Origin of the sequence: Pseudomonas sp. 2024-210 (assembly GCF_045062345.1) — a bacterium.
GTDB lineage: Bacteria > Pseudomonadota > Gammaproteobacteria > Pseudomonadales > Pseudomonadaceae > Aquipseudomonas.
This window is the reverse complement of record NZ_JBJGEJ010000005.1, coordinates 177,866-189,590: the sequence shown is the minus strand read 5'-3', so window position 1 is coordinate 189,590 and position 11,725 is coordinate 177,866. Positions and strand designations below refer to the sequence as shown.

Genomic DNA, 11,725 nt, shown 5'->3' with positions numbered 1-11,725 from the left:
CCAGCAACGATCACGCTGTGGCTAACCCTGCCCTTTTAAGCCTTGGGCCATTCCAAACATAAACAACAGCAGGTCATGATCCGGCTGTGCCGCTTCGACGGTTTTAATGACGCGCGGCAATGGGCAATTAGCACTATTAGGCCCGCTAATCACCTGCATCACCGGCTGCTCCCATGCGGCCAGAGCCGCAGAGGCAACAGCAAGAGCCACCAGCAAAAACAAACCTCGTGCTATTTCTCTCTTCATCACCGTAAACCTTTGATGGCGCTACCAAACACCTTTTCATAAAAGTAGTTCAGTTTTTTCCATTCATCGGCATTCCACGACGAATGGCGCCGTAGCTGTTTAAGATCGTGCAGGGCTGCCTTATGCGCGGTCAGTCGCTGACGGCATTTTTCAAGGTCGAGCAGGGCCACATCAACAACTGCGCTCTCCCCCGTGCCCGTGACGCGAACAAAGATGTGTTTGGCATATAAACAGCTGTGTTGCCAGCGTCCCAAATGCATGCGTGCCAGATTGTGGGCAATGCATTCAAGAACTCGGTCATGGACGGCTTCGCCATGACGCTCACGCTCACCCGCCGCGTACCAGTTATCGACTTCGACAAAACCTTCCAGCGCAGCGGTCACTAACAGGGCACGCCACTGCTTGTCTGCACCTTGTCGGGCTCCGCAGTAGACCAATTCAGGAACACCCACGGACAATTGTGTCAGCGCCTGCAACGCATCCCGCTCACGCAAGACCGTCGGACGTCCCAGCGGATAGCGCCAACTGCGGTAGGTATGCCCGACCTGACGTTTGACATACAGCAACCGACCACTTTCTTCATGAATTCGCTGAACGCCGCTCTCGCCGCCGCGACGCTGGTTCGGCTCCTCGACCCACTCGCCCTGCTGCTGCCAATAAAATTCAAAGCGATCTTCGGTCGCAGCGTCGGATGGCGGTACTGAATCAGCGCTCATTGTTTACCTCTTGCGTAATACGTAAACCCGCGCGAACCGGCGATGACGTTTTAGACCATAGTGATGTTTAGCCAAGTCTTCGTTCGCGTATTACGGGTCGTACTTTCAGAAAATTTAAGTTTGATGGGTGAGTTCACAATGACTCTCCTGAAGCGTGTAGCCAACACTTTAATCAGGAGAACGTGCGTAAGAGGTCATCACAAAGTGAAAATTATGTGCCTTTGCCTAGCAAACCTTGCAGGGTTTTACAGAGCCTAAATACTGGCTATGGGCCAGCCAGCTGACCCTAGCATTCGTCCTCAGGGTTTAATTCAATATGGAAACGGCAACCATTAGGCTCCATGGTCGTCAGTGTCACATGCCACCCTTGGCTGTCACAGATTCGTTGCACCAGCGAGAGTCCCAGGCCCAATCCTTCCCCCCGTTTTTCACTGCCTCGTACAAAGGGCTGAAACATGGCTTGGCGTTTCTCTTCAGGTATCCCCACACCACTGTCTTCCACCACGAAGCCGGTAGGCTCCAGGCTTAAGCGGATAAAACCGGTGTCGGTGTAATGCAGGGCATTGCGCAGCAGATTGCCCATCACCGCATGCAAGAAAGTGGCGTTATAGCGTGTGTCCAATGGGTTTCCCGGGTCATAAATCAGCTCGAGGCCTTTGGCCTCGATGGGGCCACGCCACAAACTGATCAACCCTTCGGCCACGGTGGTAAGCGTCACCGTAGGCGACATGTTCGAGTCTTCGTGTTGCGCGCGCGCCAACATCAGGAAGGTTTGAACCAGTTCGCGCATTTCTTCACAGGCACGTGATATTCGCTCGACCTGAGCGCGGCTGCGCTGATCCAGTGACGGATTTTCAAGTAATAGTTCACAAGAGCTGGCCAATACCATCAAAGGCGTTCGCAGTTCGTGACTGACATCGCTGGTAAAAAGCCGCTCACGCGTGAGGGTGTCACGCAAGCGGCCCAACGTGGCATCGAAGGCAACCGCCAGTTCACCCACTTCATCGGCCGCGTAGTCTGGGGCCAAAGGAGGGGCCAGTCCGAGCAACTGATCGCGGTGACGCACCTGCCGCGCCAACCGCACCACGGGTGCCATCACCCGGCGCGCCAGTACCCAACCGAGGAAGACCGCCAGCGCCAACGCCAGCACGAAGCCGACCACCACCACGGCAAACAGTACACGTTCACGTTCTTCAAAATCACTTTGATCTTGCAGCAACACGTAGCGGCGCCCATCGACGACTTCAACCATCGCGTGATACGAGAGCTGATCACGAAAGACCTCGTGAAACCCCGGTTCGAGATGCCGCAGGTCTTTGGGCAAGGCAAAATCACCCCGCCCGCCGCTGTAATAAAACAGCTGATCAGGTTCAGGACGATGGTTCCAGTCCGCGACGTTATCCATCAGCAGCAAACGCTGAAGGTCACCGCCCAAACCAGCCGAAATGAGTTTTTCTTCGACCAGGTGAACCGTGGCAACGATGCCCATCGCGAACGTACCCGCCACCAAAGCGCTCATCAGCGCAAAGGCGATAATGATCCGCTGAGCAAGGCTTTGCTTAAACTCCATCACGGCTCTCGGCGAGGCGGTAACCCACACCATGAACAGTTTGCAACAAGGGCTTGTCGAACGGTTTGTCGATTACTTGGCGCAACTGGTGAACATGACTGCGCAAGCTGTCGCTGTCCGGGCAATCATCACCCCACAAGGCTTCTTCAAGTACCTCGCGGCGTAACACGTGGGGGCTTTTCTGCATCAGGACGGCAAGCAGTTTAAGCCCGACGGGGTTGAGTTTGAGCAGACGCCCTTCGCGGGTGACTTCAAGGGTGTCGAGGTCGTATTTCAAATCAGCCACTTGCAACTCCCGTCGGCCACCGCCTTGGGCACGACGCAATACCGCTTCAATTCGCGCGGCCAGTTCTGACAGCGCGAAAGGTTTGAGCAGGTAGTCGTCCGCTCCGGACTTGAAGCCCTGCAAACGGTCATCCAGTTGATCGCGAGCAGTCAGCATGATCACAGGAGTGTCGCGCCGCGCATCTTCGCGCAGGCGTTTACACAGTGTATAACCGTCAATACCGGGCAACATGATGTCGAGCACGATCAGGTCATAATGCTCGGTTGCGGCCAGATGCAGGCCTGACAAACCGTCCTGCGCGCAGTCCACGGTATAACCTTTAAGCCCCAAGTAATCAGCCAGATTGGCGAGGATATCGCGGTTGTCTTCAACCAATAGAATTCGCATGGGCACTTCTCCGTACGCAGTTACCGCCATGTTGGCTCGCGCAGCTTAAGTCCTGTCACGGCACAGAGCCAGCGCTCTGGGGCATTTATGCGGTTTAGTTATCGACCGGGCGCCTATGACATTATTTTTACCAACGGTTCACAAACCCCCTACAGTAGAGCCCGCACACTTGCGCACCCCAAGGTTTAAGGAAAAACATTCATGCGTCTGCTGGACTCCGCGCCTATGCGCTATTTGCTGTTATTGACGGGCTGCTGGCTTGCGACCTTTTTAATCACCCGAGGGGTGTTGCTGGCCACTCACCTTGGCGAGGCCGGCAATCACTGGCTGCCTGTATTTGGCATTGGCTTGCTCTACGACCTCGGTTTTCTGGCCTATGCCGCCGTACCACTGGGACTGTATCTACTGCTGTGCCCGCCTGGGCTGTGGCGTCGCGGGGGTCATCAGTGGTTCTTGCAAGGCCTGCTAACTGTCAGTTTGTTTGCCATGCTGTTCACGGCCGTGGCGGAATGGCTGTTCTGGGATGAGTTCGGCGTGCGCTTCAACTTTATCGCCGTGGACTATTTGGTTTACTCCGATGAAGTGCTGAATAACGTCATGGAGTCTTACCCGATTGGCATGTTGCTAAGCGCCATTGGCGTCGTAGCCATTCTTCTAAGCGTCGCGTTGCGCAAACCCTTCAACGCTGCGATCAATGCACCACTACCGACCGTTCGCGCACGTGCCGCCACCTTTGCCGGCTTGTTGCTGGTGGCCGGGCTGAGCCTGCAACTGCTCGATCAGGATGCGCCGCGCGGTCAGGGCGGCAACGCTTATCAGCATGAACTGGCCAGCAACGGCCCGTACCAGTTCTTCGCAGCCTTCCGTAACAACGAACTCGACTATCAGCAGTTCTACACCAGCCTGCCCACGGCTGTGGTAGCCAAGCAGTTGCGCAGCGAGCTGGCTGAACCCAACGCGACGTTTGTCGGCCAGGATGCGCTGGATATTCGCCGCACTATCGATAACCCCGGCGTTGTGCGCCATCCCAACATCGTGCTGGTTACCATTGAAAGCCTGAGTGCGAAATATTTGGGCAGCAATGGCGATGATCGCAACCTGACCCCCCACCTCGATCAGTTGCGTAAAGAGAGCCTGTATTTCAATAACTTCTATGCCACTGGCACCCGTACGGATCGCGGGCTGGAAGCGATTACCTTGGCCATTCCACCCACGCCGGGGCGATCCATCGTCAAGCGCATCGGTCGTGAAAGTGGCTTTGCCAGCCTTGGGCAACAATTGAACGCGGTCGGGTATGACAGCGTATTTGTGTACGGGGGTCGTGGTTACTTCGACAACATGAACGCGTTCTTTAGTGGAAATGGCTATCGCGTCGTCGACCAAAGCAGCGTGAATGAAGCCGACATTCACTTCAAAAACGCGTGGGGCATGGCAGACGAAGACCTTTACCGTGAAACCCTGAAACTGGCCGATGCCGATTACACGCAACAACAGCCGTTTTTGCTGCAATTGATGACCACATCTAACCATCGTCCTTATACCTATCCAGAAGGCCGAATCGACATCAAATCGGGTCATGGTCGCGATGGGGCGGTGAAATACACCGACTATGCCATCGGCCAATTCCTCGAAAATGCACGGAAAAAACCGTGGTTTGACAACACGATCTTTATCTTCGTAGCTGATCACACGGCGGGCAGTGCGGGCAAAGAAGACTTACCGATCAGTAACTACCAAATCCCGTTGTTTATTTATGCGCCAAAACTGATTGAAGCACGCGAGAACGCGCAACTGGCCAGCCAGATCGACCTGGCTCCCACCCTGCTGGGCTTGTTGAACATGGATTACCAGTCGACGTTCTTTGGTCGCAACGTGTTGCAGGACAACCCGCTGGCCCCGCGAGTGGTGGTGGGCAACTATCAGCACCTTGGACTATTCGATGGCAAAGACTTGGCGATATTGAGCCCGCGTCAGGGGCTACGTCGTCACGATCAAGCGCTGACAGCCAGTGTTGAATCGCGCGTACCGGCTACCGATCCGCTGGTAGAGCGGGCGATTACCTACTACCAAGCCGCGAGCTATGGTTATAAACAGCAACTGTTGAGCTGGAAGCCGGAGCAAAAGTTACCGGTGCAGGTTACAGAGCGCTGATTGATCCGCAACCCTCACCCCAACCCTCTCCCAAAGGGAGAGGGAGCTGATTTGCGGTGGAACACAGGTTTGAGCCACCCAGATCAGTTCCCTCTCTCTCCAAAGGGAGAGGGAGCTGATTTGCAGTGGGACACGGGGTTGAGCATCACCCAGATCAGTTCCCTCTCTCTCCAAAGGGAGAATGAGCTGATTTGCGGTGGAACCCAGGTTTGAGTATCACCCAGATCAGTCCCCTCTCCCTCTGGGAGAGGGCTAGGGTGAGGGGCTTTTAACCATGCATAACCCACAAAAAAGCCCCGCCTGATTACTCAGGCGGGGCTTTTGCGTATCGGGGTAAAGCTGGCTTACATCATGCCGCCCATACCACCCATACCGCCCATGTCTGGCATACCGCCGCCAGCTGGTTTGTCTTCCTGGATCTCAGCGATCATCGCCTCAGTGGTGATCATCAGGCTGGCAATCGACGAAGCCGCTTGCAGAGCCGAACGAGTCACTTTAGCCGGGTCAAGAATACCCATTTCAATCATGTCGCCGTATTCGCCAGTGGCTGCGTTGTAACCGTAGTTACCCGAACCCTGCTTCACTTTGTCGACAACTACGCTTGGCTCGTCACCGGAGTTGGCAACGATCTGGCGCAGAGGTGCTTCAACAGCACGACGCAGCAGAGCAATACCTACGTTCTGATCAGCGTTGTCGCCTTTCAGTTCGGAGATGGCTTGCAGAGCGCGAACCAGTGCCACGCCACCGCCAGGTACCACGCCTTCTTCAACGGCTGCACGGGTAGCGTGCAGGGCGTCTTCAACGCGGGCTTTCTTCTCTTTCATTTCTACTTCAGAACCAGCGCCAACCTTGATCACTGCAACGCCGCCGGACAGTTTGGCCAGACGCTCTTGCAGTTTTTCACGGTCGTAGTCAGAAGTGGTATCAGCCACTTGAGCACGGATCTGAGTAACGCGAGCCTGGATGTCAGCCTCAACGCCAGCACCATCAATGATGGTGGTGTTTTCTTTGGTCACAGTAACGCGTTTGGCATTACCCAGGTGTTCCAGGGTAGCGCTTTCCAGGCTCAGACCGATCTCTTCCGAGATAACAGTACCGCCTGTCAGAACAGCGATGTCCTGCAGCATTGCTTTGCGACGATCACCAAAGCCAGGTGCTTTTACAGCAACTACTTTAACGATACCGCGCATGTTGTTCACAACCAGCGTTGCCAAGGCTTCGCCTTCAACATCTTCGCTGACGATCAACAGTGGACGGCCAGCTTTGGCAACAGCTTCCAGTACTGGCAGCAGCTCACGGATGTTCGAGATTTTCTTGTCAACCAGCAGGATCAGCGGGCCATCAAGCTCGGCTGTCATGGTGTCTGGCTTGTTGACGAAGTACGGGGACAGGTAACCACGGTCAAACTGCATGCCTTCAACAACAGACAGTTCGTTTTCCAGGCCCGAGCCTTCTTCAACAGTGATCACGCCTTCTTTGCCGACTTTTTCCATAGCTTCGGCAATGATGTCGCCGATGGAGCTGTCGGAGTTGGCAGAGATGGTGCCTACCTGAGCGATTGCCTTGCTGTCAGCGCATGGCTTGGCCAGTTGACGCAGTTCTTTGACAATAGCGATGGTCGCTTTGTCGATACCGCGCTTCAGGTCCATCGGGTTCATGCCGGCAGCGACGGCTTTCAGGCCTTCGTTGACGATCGATTGAGCCAGAACAGTCGCAGTAGTAGTACCGTCACCTGCGTCATCGTTGGCACGGGAGGCAACGTCTTTAACCAGCTGCGCGCCCATGTTTTCGAAGCGATCTTTCAGCTCGATTTCTTTGGCTACAGAAACGCCGTCCTTGGTGATGGTCGGAGCGCCGAAGCTTTTCTCGATGATCACGTTACGGCCTTTAGGGCCCAGGGTCGCTTTTACTGCGTCAGCCAGGACGTTTACACCGGCCAACATTTTTTTACGGGCGGAGTCGCCGAATTTAACTTCTTTAGCAGCCATGTTCGTTCTTCCTTAAATACTTTGTAGTAACGGGAAAAGGAGCGGGAAATCAGCCTTCAATTACAGCGAGAATCTCGTTCTCAGCCATAACCAACAGGTCTTCGCCGTCGACTTTCACAGTGTTGCTGCCGGAGTAAGGGCCGAACACAACCTTGTCACCCACTTTAACGGCCAGTGCACGCACTTCACCGTTATCCAGAACGCGACCCGAACCAACGGCGATCACTTCACCGCTGTTAGCTTTTTCTGCAGCAGAACCCGGCAGAACGATACCGCCAGCGGTTTTCTTTTCTTCTTCGCTGCGACGGATTACGACGCGGTCATGCAGAGGACGAAGCTTCATTGTCGATCTCTCCTAATTGAGGTGTTCATCGGCCGGTGTCAATACCGGCTGGGTTTACAAGTCCGGAAATGCCGGGTGCCGTTCGCTTATAGAGAATCGCTGTTAGCAGCGAAACCTTGCGTTGTCCGTTACATAAGGGCGTATCAACTGATTACAAGAGCGCGCACGCTAATTTTTTTTAAAATCCAGCGCCCGCTCAAAGCAAACACGGCACCTGGGGTGCCGTGTTGTAAATGCCGAAATGTTACTTGTCGCGATGTTCGAATTCGCCTTCGATCACGTTGGGCTCACGGCCCAGCGGCTTGTGTGTGCCCGGTCGAACGACTGGGTCGAACTCATCGGCAAAGGCGCGCTGACGAAGCGCCTGCTCTTCGGCGCGCTTACGCAAGCGGTACACCAGAAAACGACGCACCGGCGGGAACAGCAACAGCAGACCTGCCACATCACTGATAAACCCTGGCAATACCAACAAACCGCCACCCAAAGCGAGCATCAGGCCTTCAAGCATTTGCTGGGCTGGCAGCTCGCCGCGATTCAAGCTTTCTCGGGCCTTCAGTGCAGTCGCCAAACCGGCAACGCGAACAACCAAAACACCCAGCATGGAGCCAGCAATGATCAGCAACAACGCAGGGAAGAACCCGATAGCGGTGCTGACCTTGAAAAATACGTACAGCTCTAGCACGGGAAACAGCAGAAAGAGCAATAGAAAAGCGCGCATCAAATGATTCCTCTCCGGAAGAATATCTTCCAACCCATCATAGATGACGGCGCGCCTCTATGAATTCAAGGCTAGACCGTCTGTTTTTTTGGCCACTCAGTGGCGCGAGCCAATAGAACCAAGGCTTCACGCACCTGTGTCGAGGTGTTGCAAGGCTCTGGAAAGCCCAACCAGTACAACGCGTCACCTATACGCAAATGCACACCTTCACTGTCGATGCCGACCATTTGAGGGGGCGCCGTTTTCGGTAATCCGGCCAGTTCAATATAGTGCTCAATGGCATTGGCATGGTCACTGTTCATATGCTCGACCATGCGCACTTCTGCCTGCCCGGCAAATGGATTGAGCAGCGTGATGTTATCCAGCCAGTGGATGGCACCAAATCCACCGATATAACGATGACGAACCGGGTTGAGCACCCAAAAATCGAAATTGTGCGCCGTGTCATAGCTACGCGCTTCAGGGAAGTAACGGTAGTAACGTTCAGCGCCAGCCTCAATAGCTAGAGGGTCGGTCAGCTGTTCAGCCTCGGCAAGGTAAGTCAATCGACCTACAGCCTGTACGTCTTCAGCTCCGCGCTCTCCCACCATTAGCGAACACTTTGGGTCTTTGCGCAAATTGTGGGTGTGCTGAGCAATACGGCTGATCAAAATCAGCGGTCGTCCTTGATCATCCAGGCAATAAGGCACAACGGACCCAAATGGAAAACCCGGCATGGCTTTGGAGAGCGTGGACAAGGCTCCACGGTATTCCTTGAGCAGTAATTCTCGGGCATGCTTGGCAGCTTCAACGCTCAACTTATGACTCCTTATAAAATCCGTCTAAAACGGACGAGTTCAGGGCTAGCCGTCAACCCGCACTCAGGGCTATGTCTGATAGGCGAATCGCGCATGCGGCGCAGATCGATAGCCTATAAGGTCTCACTTCTGAATGGCTGCTGAGGGTTCCCATGCAATTAAACGATAAAGTAATCATTATCACTGGCGGCTGCCAAGGGCTAGGTCGTGCCATGGCCGAATATCTGGCGGCCAAAGGCGCAAAACTGGCCTTGATTGACCTCAACCCAGAAAAGCTCGAATTGGCTGTTGCGGCTTGCCAGGCACAGGGTGTAGAGGCGCGAGCTTACCTGTGTAACGTCGCGGACGAAGAGCAGGTGACGCAGACCATAAAACAAGTGGCAGAAGATTTCGGCGCGATCCATGGCCTGATCAACAATGCTGGCATCTTGCGTGATGGCCTGCTGCTCAAGGTCAAGGATGGCGTGATGACCAAGATGAGTCTGGCCCAATGGCAGGCAGTCATCGACGTCAACCTGACAGGCGTGTTTCTGTGCACTCGCGAGGTGGCCGCAAAAATGGTCGAGCTGAACAATCAGGGCGCAATTATCAATATTTCGTCGATCTCGCGCGCCGGTAATGTCGGTCAGACCAACTACTCTGCCGCCAAGGCGGGTGTGGCCGCAGCAACCGTGACCTGGGCCAAAGAGCTGTCGCGCTACGGAATTCGTGTCGCCGGGATAGCACCCGGATTCATTGAGACTGAAATGACGTTGGGCATGAAGCCCGAAGCGCTGGAAAAGATGACGGCTGGCATCCCGCTCAAGCGCATGGGCAAGGTCGAGGAAATTGCCCACTCAGCGGCCTATATCTTCGAAAACGACTATTACAGCGGGCGTATTCTTGAACTTGATGGCGGGCTGCGGATTTAATCCCGGCCTCTGCCCCTCAGCCTTGCTCACACAACGCTGAGGGGTAACACCCTCACCACATCACGCCAAACCCTGCGGTATAACGGGTTTTATTGAGCGCGTTATCCGAACCACTGCCACTGCCGATCAGTTCTTTTTCAGCCTTGAGATTCAACGAAGCCCACTCGGTGACTTTGTAGCGCAAGCCAATCTCTGCATCCAGGCTGTAATCCGACGCCCCTTCAAGCGGCTTGCCCAATTCACCATTGGTAAAGAGCGAAACTGTTTTACCCATCAGATAACGGTTGTAGTCCCATTTCATGGCTATGGAATAGAAGTTATCTTTCTTGCCGTCGGAATATTCATAATCGGTGCGATTAAGCAGCGAGCCAAGCGAGAACGCACCTAATTCATCATCCCAGAATTGGTAGCCCGGGCCAGTACCCACCGTGCGTTGACGGGCAATGTCTTCAACCTTGTCCCGTGTATAGCCAAGCCGACCCTGCCAATACCACTGATCATCAATAAAGTAATCCAAGGCGTATTCGGCGCTCCAGTTATCCGTGGTCACCACATCATTCTGGAACTCCCGGTTGTACTCACCCTCGGCGTGGTGACGCCAGGCGCCATGCCGGGCCGTCGTTTTGAAGTCGATATCGTAATCATCTGTGTCTTTATCGGCGCGTTTGTAGTCCAGCGCGACATCCACATTACCTTTCCAGACCAAATCTTCGATCACCGGCTTGGGCTTGATGATCTGCTCAATACTGGCGAGATCAACCGTTTTAGGCGCTTCGCCGTTGACCAGGGTGACCTTGCCATCTTCGGCGGCTTTGAGCGACTTGGCCTTTTCGCCCGTGTAAGCATCTTGTTTGACCAACAACTCCTGGTCGCTTTCCAGCGTCTTGACTTGCTTCCAGTCAATCGGGATGGCACCCGCATAGTCGGTTTGAACCAACAACTTGCCGCCATCAAACACTTTGATTTTACCGGTAAGACGGTCCCCATTTTTCAACCAGACGGTATCGGCGAGTAAAGGCGTGGACACATTCAAGACAGCAAGGCATAACAGGGTTCTGGACAACATAAGCAGATGCGAGACTCAGGTGTGCGAAGGAATGTCGGCATTATCCGGATAGACGTGCCTCAGGCAAATAAAGACTGACTGATTCTCTTGTAGTTCATTTCTTGGTCCAATTGACAAGAACGTATTCGCCTCCCACCAACGTCATGAAACATGAAGAATTTGCCGTGAGCACAGCCCTCGACTTACCACAAAGCCCGGCTGATATTCGCCGCACAGCCTTGTACACGACCCTGATGCAAGTGCCCGAAGGCTATGTGGTGACGTATGGTCAACTCGCCGAGCTGGCTGGCTTGGGCCGTGCTGCGCGCTGTGTTGGACGCACACTCAGCCAGCTGCCGGAAGGGTCACGCCTGCCCTGGCATCGAGTCGTTGCCGCCGGAGGCCGTATCAGCTTGCCAGCAGGCAGCCCTTCCGGCGATGAACAGCGTGCGCGATTGCGCAGTGAAGGGGTGAGCCTTTCAAACAGTCGTGTGGATTTACGTCGTCATGGCTGGCGCCCGATAGAGCACTGCGGTTAGAGTGCGCCCTTTGTTTCCGTAATCAGAG

The 11,725-nt window shown here is 54.6% G+C and carries 12 protein-coding genes; 3 read left to right on the top strand and 9 right to left on the bottom strand.

Translation table 11 applies throughout. The annotated features are described in order from the left end of the window. Nucleotides 1-21: 21 nt before the first annotated feature. The 4 genes from ACI7MX_RS09820 to colR all read right to left on the bottom strand — a co-directional run bounded on the left by ACI7MX_RS09820 (nt 22) and on the right by colR (nt 3,205). Entirely contained in the window at nt 22-246 is a 225-nt protein-coding gene (locus ACI7MX_RS09820) for a hypothetical protein (protein ID WP_405587177.1), read from the bottom strand. Beyond that, nucleotides 246-962 carry a lipopolysaccharide kinase InaA family protein gene (locus ACI7MX_RS09815; RefSeq protein WP_314489875.1) on the bottom strand — a complete coding sequence of 239 codons (717 nt, stop codon included), beginning with the start codon at nt 960-962 and terminating at the stop codon, nt 246-248. The genes ACI7MX_RS09820 and ACI7MX_RS09815 overlap by 1 nt, the downstream gene beginning before the upstream one ends. A gap of 286 nt (nt 963-1,248) precedes the next feature. Next, nucleotides 1,249-2,532, bottom strand: a complete 1,284-nt coding sequence (locus ACI7MX_RS09810; RefSeq protein ID WP_405587180.1) for a sensor histidine kinase — start codon at nt 2,530-2,532, stop codon at nt 1,249-1,251. After that, entirely contained in the window at nt 2,522-3,205 is a 684-nt protein-coding gene (colR, locus tag ACI7MX_RS09805) for a two-component system response regulator ColR (RefSeq protein WP_314489871.1), read from the bottom strand. Before colR ends, ACI7MX_RS09810 begins: the two co-directional genes overlap by 11 nt. 201 nt (nt 3,206-3,406) lie before the next feature. Here colR and ACI7MX_RS09800 point away from each other — a divergent pair, with 201 nt between their 5' ends. After that, on the top strand, nt 3,407-5,356 hold the full coding sequence (locus ACI7MX_RS09800) for an LTA synthase family protein (protein ID WP_405587183.1): 1,950 nt from the start codon (nt 3,407-3,409) through the stop codon (nt 5,354-5,356). A 344-nt stretch (nt 5,357-5,700) separates the two neighbouring features. Here the strand turns inward: ACI7MX_RS09800 and groL are convergent, their stop codons facing one another. From groL to ACI7MX_RS09780, 4 genes are all read right to left on the bottom strand, one after another. Beyond that, nucleotides 5,701-7,344 (bottom strand): chaperonin GroEL, encoded by a 1,644-nt coding sequence (gene groL / locus ACI7MX_RS09795; protein ID WP_122784684.1) that lies wholly within the window; start codon nt 7,342-7,344, stop codon nt 5,701-5,703. Nucleotides 7,345-7,393: 49 nt separating this feature from the next. Further along, nucleotides 7,394-7,687, bottom strand: a complete 294-nt coding sequence (locus ACI7MX_RS09790) for a co-chaperone GroES (protein ID WP_122784685.1) — start codon at nt 7,685-7,687, stop codon at nt 7,394-7,396. Nucleotides 7,688-7,931: 244 nt separating this feature from the next. Beyond that, nucleotides 7,932-8,405, bottom strand: coding sequence for an FxsA family protein (locus ACI7MX_RS09785; RefSeq protein WP_153381573.1), 474 nt, complete (start codon nt 8,403-8,405; stop codon nt 7,932-7,934). A gap of 71 nt (nt 8,406-8,476) precedes the next feature. Next, complete coding sequence (locus ACI7MX_RS09780) at nt 8,477-9,202, bottom strand: HugZ family protein (RefSeq protein WP_405587188.1); 726 nt, start codon at nt 9,200-9,202, stop codon at nt 8,477-8,479. A 152-nt stretch (nt 9,203-9,354) separates the two neighbouring features. On the opposite strand from ACI7MX_RS09780, the gene ACI7MX_RS09775 reads away from it, so the two are divergent. Further along, the gene (locus ACI7MX_RS09775) at nt 9,355-10,113 is read left to right on the top strand and encodes an SDR family oxidoreductase (RefSeq protein ID WP_314489861.1); all 759 of its coding nucleotides are present in this window, start codon (nt 9,355-9,357) and stop codon (nt 10,111-10,113) included. Nucleotides 10,114-10,165: 52 nt separating this feature from the next. Here ACI7MX_RS09775 and ACI7MX_RS09770 read toward each other — a convergent pair whose 3' ends face one another. Further along, entirely contained in the window at nt 10,166-11,179 is a 1,014-nt protein-coding gene (locus tag ACI7MX_RS09770) for a DUF481 domain-containing protein (RefSeq protein WP_405587191.1), read from the bottom strand. A 164-nt stretch (nt 11,180-11,343) separates the two neighbouring features. Here ACI7MX_RS09770 and ACI7MX_RS09765 point away from each other — a divergent pair, with 164 nt between their 5' ends. Further along, nucleotides 11,344-11,697: an MGMT family protein gene (locus ACI7MX_RS09765; protein WP_405596012.1), complete on the top strand. Its 354-nt coding sequence runs from the start codon at nt 11,344-11,346 to the stop codon at nt 11,695-11,697. The last annotated feature ends 28 nt before the right edge of the window (nt 11,698-11,725 follow it).